The organism is Phaeobacter gallaeciensis DSM 26640 (genome assembly GCF_000511385.1).
Lineage (GTDB): Bacteria > Pseudomonadota > Alphaproteobacteria > Rhodobacterales > Rhodobacteraceae > Phaeobacter > Phaeobacter gallaeciensis.
The window spans coordinates 1,646,670-1,665,122 of the sequence record NC_023137.1; the positions used below are offsets into that span (position 1 = coordinate 1,646,670).

Annotated in this window: 17 protein-coding genes; 8 read left to right on the forward strand and 9 right to left on the reverse strand. The window is 59.6% G+C overall.

Annotated features, from left to right (window positions below):
• Positions 1-50: 50 nt before the first annotated feature.
• The gene (tkt, locus tag GAL_RS07910; protein WP_024097062.1) at positions 51-2,072 is read right to left on the reverse strand and encodes a transketolase; all 2,022 of its coding nucleotides are present in this window, start codon (positions 2,070-2,072) and stop codon (positions 51-53) included.
• 284 nt (positions 2,073-2,356) lie between these two features.
• Between tkt and GAL_RS07915 the strand changes: the two genes are divergently transcribed.
• Both GAL_RS07915 and GAL_RS07920 read left to right on the forward strand, forming a co-directional pair.
• Complete coding sequence (locus GAL_RS07915; protein WP_040103990.1) at positions 2,357-3,355, forward strand: coiled-coil domain-containing protein; 999 nt, start codon at positions 2,357-2,359, stop codon at positions 3,353-3,355.
• On the forward strand, positions 3,355-3,753 hold the full coding sequence (locus tag GAL_RS07920; RefSeq protein WP_024097064.1) for a cell division protein ZapA: 399 nt from the start codon (positions 3,355-3,357) through the stop codon (positions 3,751-3,753). Before GAL_RS07915 ends, GAL_RS07920 begins: the two co-directional genes overlap by 1 nt.
• Before the next feature lie 79 nt (positions 3,754-3,832).
• Here the strand turns inward: GAL_RS07920 and GAL_RS07925 are convergent, their stop codons facing one another.
• Positions 3,833-4,309: a TetR/AcrR family transcriptional regulator gene (locus GAL_RS07925; RefSeq protein ID WP_024097065.1), complete on the reverse strand. Its 477-nt coding sequence runs from the start codon at positions 4,307-4,309 to the stop codon at positions 3,833-3,835.
• Between the two features lie 134 nt (positions 4,310-4,443).
• On the opposite strand from GAL_RS07925, the gene GAL_RS07930 reads away from it, so the two are divergent.
• Positions 4,444-5,124, forward strand: coding sequence for a DUF1295 domain-containing protein (locus GAL_RS07930; RefSeq protein WP_024097066.1), 681 nt, complete (start codon positions 4,444-4,446; stop codon positions 5,122-5,124).
• Between the two features lie 112 nt (positions 5,125-5,236).
• On the opposite strand, the gene grxD is transcribed toward GAL_RS07930, so the two are convergent.
• From grxD to GAL_RS07965, 7 genes are all read right to left on the reverse strand, one after another.
• Entirely contained in the window at positions 5,237-5,599 is a 363-nt protein-coding gene (gene grxD / locus GAL_RS07935) for a Grx4 family monothiol glutaredoxin (RefSeq protein ID WP_024097067.1), read from the reverse strand.
• Between the two features lie 101 nt (positions 5,600-5,700).
• A complete protein-coding gene (locus GAL_RS07940) occupies positions 5,701-5,931 on the reverse strand; it encodes a hypothetical protein (protein ID WP_024097068.1) in 231 nt (76 codons plus the stop codon).
• Between the two features lie 6 nt (positions 5,932-5,937).
• The gene (locus tag GAL_RS07945) at positions 5,938-6,174 is read right to left on the reverse strand and encodes a BolA/IbaG family iron-sulfur metabolism protein (protein ID WP_014874813.1); all 237 of its coding nucleotides are present in this window, start codon (positions 6,172-6,174) and stop codon (positions 5,938-5,940) included.
• Between the two features lie 67 nt (positions 6,175-6,241).
• Complete coding sequence (locus tag GAL_RS07950) at positions 6,242-6,790, reverse strand: hypothetical protein (protein WP_024097069.1); 549 nt, start codon at positions 6,788-6,790, stop codon at positions 6,242-6,244.
• Between the two features lie 97 nt (positions 6,791-6,887).
• Positions 6,888-9,053, reverse strand: a complete 2,166-nt coding sequence (gene purL, locus GAL_RS07955) for a phosphoribosylformylglycinamidine synthase subunit PurL (RefSeq protein WP_024097070.1) — start codon at positions 9,051-9,053, stop codon at positions 6,888-6,890.
• Between the two features lie 215 nt (positions 9,054-9,268).
• Entirely contained in the window at positions 9,269-9,664 is a 396-nt protein-coding gene (locus tag GAL_RS07960; RefSeq protein WP_024097071.1) for a CBS domain-containing protein, read from the reverse strand.
• A 581-nt stretch (positions 9,665-10,245) separates the two neighbouring features.
• Positions 10,246-11,151 (reverse strand): LysR family transcriptional regulator, encoded by a 906-nt coding sequence (locus tag GAL_RS07965; RefSeq protein ID WP_040103991.1) that lies wholly within the window; start codon positions 11,149-11,151, stop codon positions 10,246-10,248.
• A gap of 169 nt (positions 11,152-11,320) precedes the next feature.
• Here GAL_RS07965 and GAL_RS07970 point away from each other — a divergent pair, with 169 nt between their 5' ends.
• The 5 genes from GAL_RS07970 to ccmE all read left to right on the forward strand — a co-directional run bounded on the left by GAL_RS07970 (position 11,321) and on the right by ccmE (position 18,402).
• Complete coding sequence (locus GAL_RS07970; protein WP_024097073.1) at positions 11,321-14,740, forward strand: indolepyruvate ferredoxin oxidoreductase family protein; 3,420 nt, start codon at positions 11,321-11,323, stop codon at positions 14,738-14,740.
• A 260-nt stretch (positions 14,741-15,000) separates the two neighbouring features.
• Positions 15,001-15,921 (forward strand): lysophospholipid acyltransferase family protein, encoded by a 921-nt coding sequence (locus GAL_RS07975; RefSeq protein WP_043939828.1) that lies wholly within the window; start codon positions 15,001-15,003, stop codon positions 15,919-15,921.
• A 20-nt stretch (positions 15,922-15,941) separates the two neighbouring features.
• On the forward strand, positions 15,942-16,751 hold the full coding sequence (locus tag GAL_RS07980) for a glutamate racemase (RefSeq protein WP_024097075.1): 810 nt from the start codon (positions 15,942-15,944) through the stop codon (positions 16,749-16,751).
• 125 nt (positions 16,752-16,876) lie between these two features.
• Positions 16,877-17,905 (forward strand): N-acetyl-gamma-glutamyl-phosphate reductase, encoded by a 1,029-nt coding sequence (gene argC, locus GAL_RS07985; protein ID WP_024097076.1) that lies wholly within the window; start codon positions 16,877-16,879, stop codon positions 17,903-17,905.
• A gap of 53 nt (positions 17,906-17,958) precedes the next feature.
• Complete coding sequence (ccmE, locus tag GAL_RS07990) at positions 17,959-18,402, forward strand: cytochrome c maturation protein CcmE (protein ID WP_024097077.1); 444 nt, start codon at positions 17,959-17,961, stop codon at positions 18,400-18,402.
• The last annotated feature ends 51 nt before the right edge of the window (positions 18,403-18,453 follow it).

An 18,453-nucleotide genomic window follows, 5' to 3' on the forward strand; every position in this document is an offset into this window, starting at 1 on the left:
ATAAGGGCACCCGGTTGGGTGCCCTTCCTCTTTTTGCGTTGTAGCGTTTGTTAACCCAGCAGCTCTTTCACCTTCGCGACGGTGTTCTCTGCCGTGATGCCGAACTTCTCGAACAGCTCGCCAGCGGGGGCGGAGGCGCCGAAGCGGTCCATGCCGACGAAACCGGCTTTCTTCTCCTGGCCGCGTTCGCCCATCAGCAGGCGATCCCAGCCGCCGGCGCGCATGGCGGCCTCGATCCCGACGCGGACGGGGCCTGCGGGCAGGACCTTGCGGCGGTAGGCTTCGTCCTGCTCTGCGAACAGTTCCATGCAGGGCATGGAGACGACGCGGGTGCCGATGCCCTCCGCTTCCAGTTTCGCCTTGGCGTCCAGTGCGACGGAGACCTCGGAACCGGTGGCGATCAGGATGACCTGACGCTTGCCCTCGGCTTCGGCCAGAACATAGCCACCCTTGGCTGTGAGGTTGCTGAGCTTATGCTCGGTCCGCACGGTGGGCAGGTTCTGACGGGTCAGGGTCATCACCGAGGGGGTGTCCTTCGCGGTCAGGGCGATTTCCCAGGCCTCTGCGGTCTCCACGGTGTCGGCGGGACGGAACACATAGGTGTTCGGAGTCGCGCGACAGATCGCCAGATGTTCCACCGGCTGGTGGGTCGGGCCGTCTTCGCCGACGCCGATCGAGTCATGGGTCATGACAAAGACGGTCGGGATCTTCATCAGCGCCGCCAGACGCATCGCGGGGCGGGCGTAGTCGGTGAAGCAGAAGAAGGTGCCGCCATAGGGGCGCATGCCGCCGTGCAGCGCCATGCCGTTCATTGCGGAGGCCATGCCGTGCTCACGGATGCCCCAGTAGACATAACGGCCCTTGCGGTTGTCCGTGTCAAAGATGCCCAGATCGCCGGTCTTGGTGTTGTTGGACCCGGTGAGGTCGGCCGAGCCACCCACGGTTTCCGGCATGATCGGGTTGATCACTTCCAGCGCCATCTCGGAGGATTTCCGGGTGGCCACCTTTGGCTGGGTCTCGGAGATCTGCTTTTTCAGCGCCTTGACTGTGGCGGAGAGTTTCTTCGGTGCATCAAGGTTATAGGCGCGGTTAAAGCGGTCCTGTTTCTGCTGGGAGGCTTCGGCAAAGCGGGCTTCCCAAGCTTCGCGTTCGGATGCGCCGCGCTGGCCAATGGCTTCCCATTGGGATTTGACGTCTGCGGGCACATCAAACGGGCCTGTGGTCCAGCCATATGCCGCCTTGGCGTCCCGCATCTGGTCCGCATCTGTCAGCGCGCCGTGACCCTTGGAGGTGTCCTGTGCGGCGTGACCCAAGGCGATGTGGGTTTTGCAGGCGATCATCGAGGGTTTCTTCGATTTCTTCGCGGCGGTGAGCGCCTCGTCGATGGCCTTGGGGTCGTGCCCGTCGATTTCGATGACCTGCCAGCCGGAGGCCTTGAAACGCTGCACCTGATTGGTGCGATCGCTGAGTTCAACGGTGCCATCGATGGTGATGTTGTTGTTGTCCCAGAGCACGATCAGCTTGCCCAGGGAATGACGGCCGGCAAGACCAATGGCCTCCTGGCTGATGCCTTCCATCAGGCAGCCGTCGCCTGCGATCACATAGGTGTGGTGATCGACCAGCTTGCGGCCATACTGCGCGCGCTGCATTTCCTCTGCCATGGCAAAGCCGACAGCATTGGCGATGCCCTGACCCAGCGGGCCAGTGGTGGTTTCCACCGCATCAATCAGGAAGTTTTCCGGATGACCGGCAGTCAGCGCGCCCATCTGGCGGAAGTTCTTCACCTGATCCAGCGTCACCTGCGCGTCACCCATGAGATAGAGCAGCGAATAGATCAGCATGGAGCCGTGACCGGCGGACAGGATAAACCGGTCGCGGTCGGGCCACTGGGGATTGGCCACATCGAATTTCATGTGTTTTTCAAACAGGACGGTGGCGACATCGGCCATGCCAATCGGCATGCCGGAATGGCCCGAATTTGCCGCAGCAACGGCATCAAGGGTCAGGGCACGGATGGCCGCGGCCTTGGTCCAATGTTCGGGGTTTGCGTTGCGCAGGGCTGTCAGATCCACTGGATTTTTCCTCTGGGTTTTCGGCAGACTGAGCGCTCAATAGCAGTGATATGGCAAAGATCAAGCGTTTGCGCGGCTTCCTGCGCGAAGTTGACGCTGCAAGTGGTTGAAAGCAAACAGGGGGTAATTTATCCCTGCATGAACTAAGCTGGATGTGTAGCGTCAGATCCGCCTTGATTCGCGCCCTGGATGCAAAGCAGGCCGCCGAGGGGGGGACAAGAGCGCGGCACATGGGACCGGCGGACAAGACCGGCAGACACTCACGGGGTCGTAAAGGGGCAGGCATGGAGCAGATCGAAGAATTGCAGGGTCGGATCCTGGCGGCAATGGATCGGATTGGAAGCGGTGCTGCGGCGTTGCAGACCAATGCGCGGGCCTCGGCGGAAGCGCATGCGCAGGCCCAGGCGGAGGCGCAGTCCAAGACGGATGCTGCACAGAATGACCTCAGCCGCGCGCTGGAAGAGGAAAAACTCGCCAATGCCCAGCTGGAAGAGCGGCTGAAAGTGCTGCGTGCCAAGCTGGAAGAGGCCGAGGCACAAGCGCCCCCGGCTCCCGGCGCCGATATCGGCGAACTGGCTGCGCTGCAATCCGAGGTGGAGTTGCTGCGCAATGAGCTGAGTAATACCAGCGAGAAAGACGCGCTGAAGGCAGAAGTGGCGCGGCTGAAACAGGAAATGGAAGTTCAGGGCAACGAGGCGGCCACTGCACGCGAAGCCCTGCAGGACGAGCTGGACGAGGCGCAGGCCTCGCTGGCGCGAGTGCAGGAAGAACTGGCCGAACAACCGGATGATCTGGGGGCGGCGGTCGACACCGCTGCACTGGAGGCCGAGACAGAGGCGTTGCGGCACCAACTTGAGGCCGCACAGTCTGACGCCGCGCGTGCCACAGCCGCGCTTGCGGAACGCCCCGCAGGCCCGAGTGCTGAAGACATCGTGCAGCAGAATGAAACGCTGTTACGTCTGGATGCGACGCTGCAAGAGCTGCGGCAGAGCAATGATCAGCTGCGCGCGTCCAATGCGGCCCTGCGGGAGGCGAATGCAGCGGGCGTTGGCGACGCGTCGTTGATTAACGCGGCGCTTCAGGCAGATATCGATGCTTTGACCGCCGCACGGGCCATTGATCAGGCTGAGGTCAATGCTGTATTGGCCAGGCTGGAGCCGCTGCTCGGGGCAGAGGCGACCGTCGCCGACCCGACTGAGGCGCCAGTTGCAGACACCGCAGTCATGTCCGCTACGCCGCCGCCGCTTACTGCCCAGCCCATGCCCGAAGGGGAGGAAATCTGATGCCCGAAGTCACTATTCATATCGGGGGTCGCGGTTTTGAAGTCTCCTGCCAGGAGGGAGAAGAGAGCTATCTGCATTCCGCCGCCAAAATGCTGGATGATGAGGCGCAGGTGCTGTCCGACCAGATTGGGCGGATGCCTGAGGCACGGATGCTGTTGATGGCGGGGCTGATGCTGGCGGATAAAACGGCGGCTGTTGAGGACCGCATCAAGGAGGTCGAGGCAGAGCTGGCGGAACGCAATGCCGAATTGGCGGAGCTGCGCGCAGCGCCAGCACCGGAGCCGGAACGGATTGAGGTGCCCGTTGTGCCACCATTGGTGACCGAGACATTGGCAGAGCTGGCCGCGCGGACCGAAGCGCTGGCGCAGGAGCTGGAAGAGCAAACCGCAGCAAGCTAACGGGTCCAGCCAGAGAGTTATTACATGATATAATCACCGCAGGCTTCTGGGTTTGCGGTGATTTTTTATATGGACGGCCTTATCGTCCAGACATGAAGTCTAGCAGTAGCGTGCCGAGCAGCTGGGCAAGGGCGGTCTCTGCCACGTCCTCTCCGACAATGTCCGCAACAGCCCGACGATATGTCGACAGTGCAAGCTGCATCGCCTCATCCGCGGCGATCTCCTCGGCGGATTTACCGCGCAAATAATCGAAAATCAGCGCCATCTCCCGGGCAAAGCCCGGTTTTAGCATGTCCTTTAGCTGCGCCAGTTTCTGTGCCTGGGTTGCATCCGGCGCTGGAATCAGCGCGGTCAGGGACCCCATCACCTGATGCGTGCAGGCCAGAAACAACGCCTCCTTGGTCGGGAAATAGTGATAGAGCGCGCTTTTCGACAGGCCGAGATGCGCGGCAATCTTGCGCATACTGCTACCGGCATAGCCATGGTGCGAAAAATACTCTGCCGCACGGCGGGCGAGGTCCTGGCTGTGGGCGTCGTGGTCAACAATCTTCGGCATTATTTCGTCCATATGGTCGAAATAGAATTGACAGAGCCCAGACGAACTGTCCAATAGTTTTTGTAGACCAATTGGACGAAATACCCGCCAGATCCGAAGTATGGACGCGGCGGAAATCACGAAGGGACATTCGAATGAGCAGCAGCTATGGCGGTGTTGACCGCTCCCATGGGCGGTCGTTGCGCAGCAAACTGTGTTTTGCAGCCTTGCATGCCGGATCGGTGTCGGTCTGTCTCTGGCTGGCATTTGGCGGGGCGGGCTGGCCGGATCCCATGCGTGCGAAACTGCTGGCCGGGGCAGCTGTGCTGTATTTTCTGCGCCATCTGGTGACGCTGTTTGTTCTGCTTCAGCGGAAGGTCGATCTGTCTGAGGGACTAGGGCTGGCGGCGTTTATGGCGGTTTTCGAGATTGGGTTTCTGCTGTTGGGCGCGGGGATGATCTCCGGCGAGGCGGCGCCGTTTGGTCCATGGGACATTCTGGGTGGCGTGCTATTGCTGATCGGATCCGCAATCAATACCGGGGCCGAGCTGCAGCGCTGGCAGTGGAAAAAGCGTCCAGAGAGCAAGGGGCATTGCTACACCGGTGGGCTGTTTGCCTATGCGATGCATGTGAATTACCTTGGCGACAGCATTCTGTTCACCGGATGGGCCATCCTGACAGCCTCGCTTTGGGCGGCAGTGGTTCCAATGCTGATGACCGGCATGTTCATTTTCTACCATATTCCGGCGTTGGACCGGTATCTGGCGGATCGCTACGGGGCGGAGTTTCGCGCCTATGCTGCGCGGACGGCGAAATTCCTGCCATTTGTCTATTGAGGTGGCTCGATCGCAAAGCCCCGCCAGAGCGCAAAAAAGCCTGCCACGCAGACCGTGGCAGGCTTTTTCATTGTGGTGCTGAGCCAATCACTTCGGATCGGCTGCTGCAAAATCAGCCGTTGGCTTCGCGGATTTTGTCAGCGGCGTCCTTGTCGAAGGCAACGCCGTTTTCAGCAAACATGCCGTCCAGCTCACCAGAAAGGGTCATCTCGGTGATGATGTCGCAACCGCCCACAAACTCGCCTTTGACATAGAGCTGGGGGATCGTCGGCCAGTCGGAATAATCCTTGATGCCCGCGCGGAGTTCCTCATCAGCCAGCACATTCACATCGGTGTAGTCGACGCCAATGTAATTCAAAACGCCGGCCACGCGGGAGGAGAAGCCACATTGCGGCATATCCTTGGTGCCCTTCATGAAGAGCACGACATCGCTGGCTTTGACGGTTTCGTCGATGCGGGTTTTTACGTCGGTCATATTGCGTTTCCTTTTGGCGGATGGGCCGATGGTCCGTTGGCCGTCATATAGGCACAAAGAGAGGGATTGCCAATCGGCACTGGGGAATTCGGGTGGCGCTGTTACTTTTTGCCCTTGGGCACAAAGAAGCGGGCGTATGCGTCCGGGTCCTTGGGCACCTTCCAGGTCCGCATTGAACCACCGCCCATGCCTGACTGATAGTCCGAGCGTAAGGTGTGGTAATCTGGATCGGTCTCATCCTCTTCAATCGGCGCACGGCGCTGGCCAATCAGCGCGACAAGCGCGGTCATGACAACAATGCCGAGGATCAGAAGGGACATGAACAGCGACATGGCGGGCTACTCGGGCGCCTTGGTGGTCAGGGCGAGGGCGTGCAACTCTCCGTTGGCGCCATCCATCTTGCCCTTCAGCGCGGCATAGACCGCGCGCTGCTGCTGGACACGGTTCTTGCCGCGAAAGCTCTCGTCGATGACCATCGCGGACATATGCACACCGTCATGGCCGCCAACCTGAATTTCCGCATCTGGAAAACTCTCGCGCAGCAGGTCTTCGATTTCTTGGGCTTGCATCGGCATTGGGGGGATGTCCTTATTTCTAGCTTATGGAAAATGTAGGGTGCTGCAGGGACCTCTGCAAGGCGGATTAGCCGCGCGGCACCACATAGGGTGCAAGGCGCGGCACGAACTCAGGAACCTGCGCCAGGGCGGCCTGCACCTCCGGTTCCTCGAAATCCCAGATCGAGGTGCCGTCGCGCACGGCAAGGGTCTCACTCAGGCGGGTCAGCTCCGCCCGCAGTGCGTCGGGAAGTGTCAGGGCGGCGGCCGCCTGCAAGATCAGCAGCGCCTCATGGATGGGGCGCAGGACACGCAGGGCATGGGTCATATGTGGTAGGAGGTCAGGATCGTCGCGCCATGTCTCGCCCTGAAACAGCACCTCGGTCACCCGCTGCCCGGCGCCAGCGCAGGAATAGGCGATACAGCCGCCAAATCCACGGGTGTCCAGATCGGCATGAATGGTGCAGTTGAAACAGGAGGGCGAGAGGTTGGGGCAGGGGTGGTCCGTCTCCTTCAGGATCGCAAAATCCTCGTCTTCCTCAAACGGGTAGGCCACACAACAAAGCGCAGCGCAGCGGCTGCAATCGGCTGTCAGTTCGGGGAAGTCGATCTGTGCTGACTGGCCGGGCAGGGGCATTGGGTCACCTGAGAGAGGTCAAAAAAAGGGGTGGGATGACGCCGCCATCCCACCCGGTATTCGAGTGCTGAGGACTATGCCCCAACGCTGGCTGCCCTTAGGCCACAGCAGCGGCAAAGCTCGAGCGGAAGACGTCTGCCAGTTCGGTCAGAGGCGCCTCTGAGCCGCCGATCTTCACCATGTCGCCGCCGAATTTGCCGACGCTGGTGACCGTGACACCGGCCTGACCTGCGGCCATCATCAGTGCCTCGGCCTGATCGAAGTTGCAGGCCACCAGATAGCGCGCCTGATCCTCACCAAACACGGTCGGGGTGTCGCCCGCGTCGATCTGCACGCCAACGCCGGCGCCTTCGGCCAGTTCAAAGGCTGCCATGGCCAGACCGCCGTCACCGAGGTCTGTGCAGGCTTTGATCAGCTCACGGTTGGCGCGGATGAATTCACCGTTGCGCTTTTCGGCGTCCAGGTCCACCGCCGGTGCGTCGCCGTCCTCGCGGTTGAACACTTCGGCCAGCAGTGCCGATTGGCCAAGATGGCCGATGGTGTCACCGATCAGGAGGGCGATGTGACCGTCACGGACTTCGCCTGTGATGGCTTCCTCGCCCGCAGCGATCAGGCCAACCGCGCCAATGGTGGGCGTGGGCAGGATGCCCTGACCGTCGGTTTCATTGTAGAGTGACACATTGCCGGACACGATCGGCATATCAAGGGCTGCAACCGCCTCGCCGATGCCTTTGATGGCGCCAACAAACTGACCCATGATTTCGGGCTTCTCAGGGTTGCCGAAGTTCAGGTTGTCAGTTGTTGCCAAGGGCTTGGCGCCAACAGCTGTCAGGTTGCGATAAGCCTCGGCCACCGCCTGTTTGCCGCCCTCGAACGGGTTTGCCATCACGTAGCGCGGAGTCACATCAGAGGTGAAGGCCAGCTGTTTGTCGGTGCCATGCACGCGCACAATACCGGAGCCTGCGCCGGGGCGGCGCGCGGTGTCGCCCATGACCGTGGTGTCATATTGCTCATAGACCCATTGTTTACCGGCATAGTTGGGGCTGGAGATCAGCGCCTTCAGACCGTCAATTGGATCAATGCTGGGCACATCCGCGTCGGTGAGGGCCTCAGGCGCAGGCGTCTCTACCCAGGGACGGTCGTATTCCGGCGCGGTGGAGGCCAGTTTCGACAGAACCAGATCAGCCTTCACTTCACCATTGTGCAGGATCAGGAAGCGGTCTTCGGCGATGGTCTCGCCCACGATGGCGAAATCCAGGTCCCATTTCTCGAATACCGCACGTGCCTCGGCTTCCAGATCTGGCTTCAGCACCATCAGCATGCGTTCCTGAGATTCCGACAGCATCATTTCATAGGCTGTCATGTTCTCTTCGCGCTGCGGTACGTCTTCGAGGTTCAGCTTGACGCCCAGCTTGCCCTTGTCGCCCATCTCGACGGCAGAGCAGGTGAGGCCTGCGGCGCCCATGTCCTGAATGGAGATCACAGCACCAGTCTGCATCAGCTCCAGCGTGGCTTCCATCAGGCGTTTTTCGGTGAAGGGGTCGCCGACCTGAACGGTGGGGCGTTTTTCTTCGATGGTGTCGTCGAATTCAGCGGAGGCCATGGTGGCACCGCCAACGCCGTCACGGCCGGTTTTGGCACCGAGGTAGACAACCGGCATGCCGACGCCGGAGGCGGCGGAGTAGAAAATACTGTCAGTTTTGGCGAGGCCGGCCGCAAAGGCGTTTACGAGACAGTTGCCATTGTATGCGGGGTGGAAGCGGACCTCGCCGCCGACGCACGGCACGCCGAAGCAGTTGCCATAGCCGCCGATGCCCTCAACCACGCCATTGACCAGCTGGCGGGTCTTGTGATGGGACGGCTCGCCGAAGGACAGCGCGTTCATTGAGGCGATGGGCCGTGCGCCCATGGTGAAGACGTCGCGCAGAATGCCACCCACCCCGGTCGCCGCACCCTGATAGGGTTCGATATAGGAGGGGTGGTTGTGGCTTTCCATTTTGAAAACAACGGCATCGCCGTCGCCGATATCCACGATCCCTGCGTTTTCTCCGGGGCCACAGATCACTTGCGGGCCGTCGGTTGGCAGGGTGCGGAGCCATTTTTTCGAGGATTTGTAAGAACAGTGCTCATTCCACATGGCCGAGAAAATGCCCAGCTCCGTGAATGTTGGCTCCCGCCCGATGATTTCGAGGATCAGATCGTATTCCTCGGGCTTCAGCCCGTGGTTGGCAATCAGTTCAGGCGTGATGGCGGGTTCTTGCATCCGTGTAACGTCCCCAATGGCTGCGATTGCGCGCCTTTTAGGGCAAGGAGGGCCAAGGGGGAAGGAAAAAGCGCAAGGCGACTGCTGGCGATTTGGCGCGCTGCGTCACTGGAGGTGGTCAGATATGGAAAAGGGCCAGAGCCGCTGCGGCTCTGACCCAAATCTGATCCCCGGCCCCGCACGATGCGGGGGTGATCACTGTCTGACAGTGCCGCTTAGTTCAGGACGGAGCCATCAGTGAGCTTGTCGGGGTTTTCGTTGGCGTAGGTTTCCAGCATGGTCCGCAACTCACCCGTGGTCTGACCCATGCGCAATACGCCGTCGGTTTCCCACATGCCATCAAGGTTGAAGCGCAGGCCGCTCAGCTTGTCAGAGAAGCTGTCGCGGAATTCCACCAGAATTTTGCGATCGGGACCCGGCTCTGTACCGACCTCGACAACCTTGCCGAGGAACACGCCGTTCACGTCAACCACGGGCGCGCCCATAAATTCGATATTTTCCTCAAGGAATGTTTCGCCCGCATCATTCGGGGTGGCGTTTTCGGTCAGCACTTCAGCGCTGGCGGCGCCGGTCATTGCGATCAGGGCGGCGATAGAGGTCATGCGAAGCATTTTTGCTCTCCTTCAAGTCAGATACATCGTTGTCTTGTGTTCTGGCTACTCAACGGGATGTGTCAGTCGAAGGTTCCTGATTTTTTCGAAATTGGCTGGCTAATATGCGGTTGTTAACCGAATTATCATCATTCAACCCTCTGATAAAGATCATTAAGTTAGGCTTCTGTGGTCAGGAGAAATATGTGCCATCAGAATAGTGGCGACGACGGTTTCCCTGCCGATGGGCGCAGCATCTATACGTGAAGGGGCTGTAATTCCGGCAGTGGGGGTGAAATTTTCAGCAGTCAGATGACTATCACATGCGAGAGCCAACCGAGACTGGATCAGCTGGTTGACGGGCACGCGGATAGTTGTGACGCTTCAGATGCGAATATCGCCAGACTTGGGTCATAGAACGAGTATCGGCCAAAAAAAAGGCCGAGCACTAAGCTCGGCCGAAGTCCAACAGGGAGGTATGAAGGGCGACAGTGTCGCTGCCTTCGAGAGTTGATTTAGGGGTGCATTGCGCCCCGATCAAGGGCAATCAGACTTGGAAAATGGCAAGGCCGCCATGCATTTTTTGCATGGCTCGACACATGTCATATTTTGCCCAGTTCTTTCATATGCTTGCGATGTGCAATAATCTCATTCTGGACGAAATCCCGGAATGCGGAAATCCGCCGGGAGTGGCGCAATTCTTCCGGGTAGGCGAGATAGACCGGCACATCGCTGGTATCCTCTTCCTGCAGAACCGGCACCAGATCAGGGAAATCCTCGGTTACGTAGTCCGGCAACACCCCAATCCCGAGGTCATGAATCACGCCCTGTAGCACACCAAAGTAATTGTTCACTGTCAGCAGGGAGGATGGGTTATGCGTCATGAGTTTCTGTACCAGAACAGCGGCAGAGCCAACCTGAGCAGAACGCGGGTTCTGGCAGATCAGCCGGTGATCAACGATATCTTCCGCTTGTTCCGGCGCGCCGTTGCGTTCAACATATCCGCGTGAGGCATAGAGCTTCATCTGTACGGTCATCAGCCGCTTGCGGATCAGATCCGCCTGGCTGGGTTCCTTCATGCGGATGGCGACATCGGCCTCGCGCATGGGCAGGTCCAGCACACGTTCCTCAAGCATCAGATCGATTTTCAGATCCGGGTATTGCTCATAAAGCTTGGTCAGGCGCGGTGCGAGCCAGAGCGTCCCAAAGCCAAAGGTGGTGGTGACGCGCAGCTCTCCGAATACCTCTTCTTCGCTGTCGCGAATGCGGGCGGAGGCGGCCTCAAGCCGTTTTGACATGGATTTGGTGGCGTCAAACAGCAGCTCCCCCTGTTCGGTTAGAATCAACCCCCGCGCGTGGCGGTGAAACAGCGTTGAACTCAGGCTTTCCTCCAATGCGCGAATCTGTCGGCTGACCGCCGATTGCGACAAGTTCAGCTTGTCGCCTGCGTGGGTCAGACTGCCTGCGTCCGCCACTGCGTGAAATATTCTGAGCTTATCCCAATCCATACCCGTCACTTTCGATGCCTCTGTTGCAGCCTATATGAAATGTATCGAAACTTTCAATTTGATAGGGGGGTCAGAAACATATTCCGGCAAAAAACAGTATACAGGTCAGCAATTATGACCTAATATCATGTCAAGAAGTGCAAGCTAATCGAGGTTGGGGAGGCCCAGGATGAGCACGCAGAAAATTTCTCTGAACGACAAATTTGACCTGACAAAATCGCAGGTGATGCTGAACGGCACGCAGGCGCTGGTGCGCCTTATGCTGATGCAGAAACACCGGGATAAGGCCGCGGGGCTGAATACGGCCGGTCTGGTCACCGGCTATCGCGGCTCACCCCTTGGTGCGGTCGATATGCAGATGAAGCGGGCCGAAAAGCATCTGACCGCCAGCGATGTTACCTTTCAGTATGGTTTGAACGAGGATCTCGCCGTGACCGCACTCTGGGGCGCGCAGCAGGCTGAGGTCCGGGGCGAGGGCAAATACGACGGTGTCTTTGGCCTTTGGTATGGCAAGGGACCGGGGGTCGACCGTTCCGGTGATGCGATCCGGCACGCCAATATGGCGGGCTCCTCCAAACACGGCGGTGTTCTGGTTGCCATGGGCGATGACCACACCGGTGAAAGCTCCACCGTGTTACACCAGTCGGAATGGTCGCTGATGGATTGCTACCTGCCCATCGTCAGCCCCGCTGGCGTGCAGGAAATCCTGGATTATGGCGCCTATGGTCTGGCGCTCAGCCGTTTCTCGGGGCTCTGGGTCGGCCTGAAGACGATGAAAGACACGATCGAGGTCACCTCGGTCGTTGATGGCGATCCGGACCGGATGAAGCTGGCCACGCCGGAGTTTGACATGCCGGCAGATGGGCTGAACATCCGTCTGGATGACGACCGGTTCCGGCAGGAAAACCGGATCATTGACTACAAGCGCTTTGCGGCGGAGGCCTTCAGCCACGCCAACAAGATGGACAAACGCATGTGGGGCAAACCCGGTGCCAAGATCGGTTTTGTTGCGGCGGGTAAGAACTGGCTGGATCTGGTCCATGCCATGTCGCTGTTGAACATCGATGAAACCATGGCCGAACGGCTAGGCATTACCACCTATAAGGTCGGCCAGACCTGGCCCTTGGACATGAAGGGGTTCAATGCCTGGGCCGAAGGGCTGGACCTGATTGTTGTGGTTGAAGAAAAGCGCAAGCTGATAGAGATTCAGATCAAGGAAGCCATTTTCGATGACCGTCGTGGCCGTCGTGTCTATGGCTGGTACAAAGGCGGGGCAGGGGCCATGCACCGTGAGGAACTGTTCCCGACCAAATACGCGCTCGACCCGATCATGATCGCGGAAAAGCTGGGCCAGATCCTGATCGAAGAGGGGCGTGAGACGGAGGCCATCCGGGCTGGTCTTACCGCGCTGGATGATGCCAAGCGTGCAGATAACGCCGAAGAGATCGCCGCCCGCCTGCCTTATTTCTGCTCGGGCTGTCCGCATAACTCCTCCACCAAACTGCCAGACGGCAGTCGCGCCTATGCGGGGATTGGCTGTCACTTCATGGTGCAGTGGATGGACCGCGAAACCACCGGCTTTACCCATATGGGGGGCGAGGGTGTGAATTGGGTCGGTGAGGCGCCATTCTCCACCCGAAAGCACGTGTTCCAGAACCTTGGCGATGGTACCTACAATCACTCTGGTGTGCAGGCGATCCGTGCGGCGCTGGCTGAAGGGACCAACATCACCTTCAAGATCCTCTATAATGACGCCGTCGCCATGACGGGCGGGCAGGAGGCCGAAGGTGGGCTGACTGCGCATCAGATCGCGCATGAGCTGACAGCCATGGGAATGAAGACCATCGCCGTGGTCTATGACGAGAAAGAAGACGTCGACGCCAAGCTGTTCCCGGCCGGTATGCGGATGCATGAACGGGCGGAGCTGATGGCGGTGCAAAAGGAAATGGAAACGGTCGAAGGCGTCTCTGCCATCATCTACATCCAGACCTGCGCCGCTGAGAAACGCCGCCGTCGTAAGAAGGGGCAGTTCCCCGATCCCGATCAACGCGTGTTCATCAACTCGGACGTTTGCGAAGGCTGCGGTGATTGTGGCGTTCAGTCCAACTGTGTGTCCATCGTGCCAAAGGAGACCGAGTTGGGCCGCAAGCGGGCGATTGACCAATCGTCCTGCAACAAGGATTTCAGCTGCGTCAAAGGTTTCTGCCCGTCTTTCCTGACCATTGAGGGCGCAAAAATTCGTAAGGAGCCAACCGCCGCTCTGGATCTGCCGGACCTGCCAAAACCCGACCTGCCCAGCATCACCGGCACCCACAACGTTGTGATCACCGGGGTTGGCGGCACTGGCGTTGTCACCATCGGTGCGGTGCTGGCGCAGGCGGCGCAGATTGATGGCAAGGGGGCTGGCATGATGGAGATGGCCGGCCTCGCCCAGAAAGGCGGCGCGGTGCATATCCACTGCCGGATCGCCAACAAGCCCGAAGATATCAGCGCAATCCGTGTTGCCACTGGTGAATGTGATGCGCTGATCGGAGGTGATCTGGTAGTCTCTGCCGGGGCAAAAACCATCGGCTTGATGAAAACCGACAAGACCGGTGCGGTGGTGAACAGCCATGAGATCATCACCGGGGATTTCACCCGCGATACCGATTTTCAGATCCCCAGCGACCGCTTGCAGGTCGCGCTTGAGGCCCGGCTACGGGATCGGCTGGACCTGTTTGATGCCTCTGAGCTGGCGCGCGCCAGCATGGGGGATTCCATCTTCTCCAACATGATGGTGTTCGGGGCGGCCTGGCAACGCGGTCTGCTGCCGATCAGCCTTGAGGCTATTCAGGAGGCGATCACGCTGAATGGCGCAGCGGTGGAGCGCAATCTACGCGCCTTTGACATTGGCCGCTGGGCGGTGCTGTACCCGCAGGAGGCTGCGCGCCTGTCGGAGCCGAATGTGGTTGAGCTGCCAAAGACCGTTGAGGAACAAATTGCCTTTCGCAAGGGGCATCTGACCGACTATCAGGGGCAGCGTCTGGCCAAGCGCTATGGCAAGATGCTGGATGGCATCGCTGATAAGTCGCTGCAAGAGGCGGTGGCCAAGGGCTACCATAAGCTCCTGTCTTACAAAGACGAATACGAGGTCGCGCGGCTGTTGCTGTCGAGCCGGGAAAAGGCCGAGGCAGAGTTTGAGGGCGATCTGAAGATTTCCTATAATCTCGCGCCGCCAATGCTGACCGGCAAGGATCCCGACGGGCGGCCGAAGAAGCGCAAATTTGGCCCCGGTCTGGAGCGCGGCCTGCGGCTGCTGGCGAAGTTCAAAGGTCTACGCGGCACGCCGCTGGATGTGTTTGGCTATACCGCTGAACGCAAAATGGAGCGGGCGCTGATTGCGCAGTATGAGGCCGACATGAAGGAATGGCTGCCCAAGGCCAGCCCCGAAATCATGGCGCCGCTGATTGCGCTGGCGGAATTGCCGTTGGAGATCCGGGGCTTTGGTCCGGTGAAACAGGCCAATGAAGCCAAGGCTGCAAAACGCCGCGAGGAACTGCTGGCCGCATTGCGTCATGGTGGCACCGAGTTGAAGACCGCCGCAGAGTAATCGACTGTATCCCCTAGGGTCAGGACCCATAAAACACCAAAAGAACGCTCCGGTTTGCCGGGGCGTTTTTGTTTGCTCCATCGCGTAGGACCAGAAAGACACAGGATGGCGGGCGGGCTGTCGTGTGGTTGTTACCTCGGTTGTGCAAACTGGCATACCGGCTCTATAGCCGAAATCGGCAGCAGGCTGCCCCGACGTAAGACCGCGATTGAGATCACGAGGCCCATCCCATGTTTCCCACCCGCAGCACGCACGGCAACATGAAAACCCATTCATCCGGGAGTATTTCGCGGCGCGAGGCGATGCGCAGCGCGCGCGATCTCTCCTATGCGCATTCGGCTGAAACACGGCCGGGGCGCGCGATGATCCGGGTGATGGAGAACGCCACCGGTCGGCTTCAGCTGATCAAACGCGCCGAAGGCTATGAGGCGGATGTTGCAGCGGGGCAGAGTTTTTGGAATGTCATGCGCGCGCGTTACGGATTGCAATTGGAGGTGGTGCGCGGCGCGCGCTCTCATATCCCGCAAAATCAGCCTGTGGTGGTGATTGCCAATCATCCTTACGGTATTCTGGACGGGCTGATGCTGGGGCATATCCTGTCTGAGGCGCGCGGTGATTTCCGTATTCTGGCCCATCAGGTGTTTCGCAAGGCTGATGATCTGTCCCGCGTCATCCTGCCGATTGATTTTGCCGAGACCAAGGCGGCGCTGAAAACCAATCTTGAGACCCGCAAGGCGGCTTTGGAGTATCTCGGACAAGGGGGCGCCATCGGGATTTTCCCCGGTGGCACCGTATCCACCGCCGCGCGGCCTTTTCTGCGGCCAAAGGTGCCGCCTATGGACCCGATGTGGCGCGGCTTTACAGCGCGGATGATTGCCAAATCCCGCGCCGTTGTGGTGCCCATCTATTTTGACGGCCATACCTCCCGACTGTTCCAGATGGCCAGTCATTTACACCCGACCTCGCGTATGGGGCTGTTAATCAAGGAGTTTCGCAAGCGCGTCGATACGCCGGTACGCGTCTCTATTGGAACATCGATCTCGCGCGATGTTCTGGACTCGCTAGCAGGTGACGCAAAAGCAATGATGGATTTCCTGCGCAAAGCCACGTATGAGCTGTCACCAACGCCACTCAAATCCTATGACTACGGATATGAGTTCGAGGAGAAACACCGCGCCTGAGCGCACAGCGAGAGAGACAGATGGCTGTAGGTATCTTTGATTCCGGCCTTGGCGGGCTGACCGTGCTGAATGCCGTGCAGGAGCGGCTCCCGGATGTGGACTTCCTCTACTATGCGGATAGCGCTCATGCGCCTTATGGTGTGCGCGATGCCGAAGATATTTATCAGCTGACCAAAGCGGCTGTTGAGGATATGTGGTCCAAGGGCTGCAATCTTGTGGTCCTGGCCTGCAATACGGCCTCTGCGGCGGCGCTGCGGCGGATGCAGGAAGCCGGTGTCCCCGAAGGCAAGCGTGTGCTGGGCGTTTTTGTGCCTCTGATCGAGGCGCTGACAGAACGGCAGTGGGGGGACAACTCCCCGCCGCGCGAGGTGGAAACCAAACATGTCGCGCTTTTTGCGACCCCGGCGACCGTTGCCAGCCGTGCGTTTCAGCGTGAGCTGGCGTTCCGCGCCATTGGCGTCGATGTGGAGGCGCAGGCCTGTGGCGGTGTGGTCGATGCGATCGAAGATGGCGATATGATCCTTGCCGAGGCGCTGGTGCGCAGCCATGTTGATGCGCTGAAACGCAAAATGCCAGAGCCGCAGGCCGCGATCCTTGGCTGCACCCATTACCCGCTGATGGAAGAGGTCTTTCAGGCCGCACTTGGCGCGGATGTTCAGGTGTTCAGCCAGGGCAAACTGGTTGCCGACAGTCTGGCGGATTACCTTAAGCGTCACCCGCAGATGATGGGGCAGGGGCAAGGGGGGTATTACACCACCGGTATGCCCGCTCGTGTCAGCGACCGCGCGACGCAGTTCTTGCGACGAGAGATGATCTTTCAGGCAGCTTAAGCGCAAACGCCCCGGAACCTTGCTTCAAGCTTGTTCTAGGTCAAAGTGCGCAAGGCTCTGCCCCTTTATTTCTCTCCGTAGATGGTTGCGGAACCGACATATCACATCGAAAGACGAGGTCTGACATGACCCATAAAGTAGCTATTCTGGGCGCCTCCGGTTACACGGGCGCCGAACTGGTGCGGCTGATTGCCCAGCATCCCAATATCGAGATCGCGGCCCTCTCCGCGGAGCGCAAAGCCGGTATGACCATGGCCGAGGTGTTCCCGCATCTGCGCCATCTGGAGTTGCCCCGGCTTTGCAAGATCGGTGAAATCGACTTTTCTGGCATCGACCTGTGTTTCTGCGCCCTGCCGCATAAGACCAGCCAGGAGGTGATTGCCGCCCTGCCGCAGGATCTGAAGATCGTCGACCTGTCGGCGGACTTCCGGCTGCGCGACCCGGATCAGTATGAAAAATGGTACGGCAACCCCCACGCCGCGCTGGCGCAGCAGGAAGAAGCAGTCTACGGCCTGACCGAGTTTTACCGGGACGAGATCAAATCCGCGCGTCTGGTGGCCGGCACCGGCTGTAACGCTGCGACGGGGCAGTTTGCCCTGCGCCCGCTGATCGCGGCCGGGGTGATTGATCTGGATGAGATCATTCTGGATCTGAAATGCGCGGTCTCTGGCGCGGGCCGGTCGCTCAAGGAAAACCTGCTGCACGCCGAGCTGAGCGAGGGCTACCACGGCTATGCCGTCGGCGGCACCCATCGGCACTTGGGTGAGTTTGATCAGGAGTTCAGCAAGATCGCAGGCCGCCGGGTCAAGGTACAGTTTACCCCGCATCTGGTGCCCGCCAATCGCGGCATTCTGGCGACGGTCTATGTCAAAGGGGACGCGCAGGCGATCCATGACACCTTTGCCAAGGCCTATGAGGATGAGCCGTTTATTGAGCTGCTGCCCATCGGAGAAGCGCCCTCAACCCGGCATATCCGTGGCTCCAACTTCTGCCACATCGGGGTAGCGGCGGACCGGATTGAAGGCCGCACGATTGTCATCACGGCGTTGGATAACCTGACAAAAGGTAGCAGCGGTCAGGCCTTGCAGAATGCCAACCTGATGTTAGGTGAGGAGGAGACAACCGGGCTGATGATGGCGCCGCTGTTCCCCTAACGACCCAAAGGTCTGGCGCAACATGCGCCGGACCCACACCTTAAGAGGCCGCGATGAAGTCACTGAAAAAACAGCGCCGCATCCAGATCATCGCGCTGACCACCGTGGCACTTGTGGTCGCCACGGCGCTGATTGGCTATGCCATGCGTGACGGGATCAATTTCTTCCGCTCCCCCAGCCAGGTGATCGCTGAGCCGCCAGAGGCCAGCGAGGTGTTTCGCATCGGTGGTCTGGTGGAAGAAGGCAGCATCATACGCGGTCAGGGCGAGACGCTGCGCTTTGTGGTGACAGACGGCGGCGCCTCTGTGCCGGTGACCTATACGGGCGTTCTGCCCGATCTCTTCTCCGAAAACCAAGGCATGGTCGGTACCGGTCGCTACGTCAATGGCACCTTTGAAGCCTCCGAAATTCTTGCCAAACATGATGAAACCTACATGCCGAAAGAGGTTGTCGACGCGCTGAAAGAGCAGGGCGTTTACCAAGAGCCGGAAACCTAAATTCCCTCTGCACGAGCGCGCACCTCAAGGGTGTTGCGCCCTCAGCGCGCG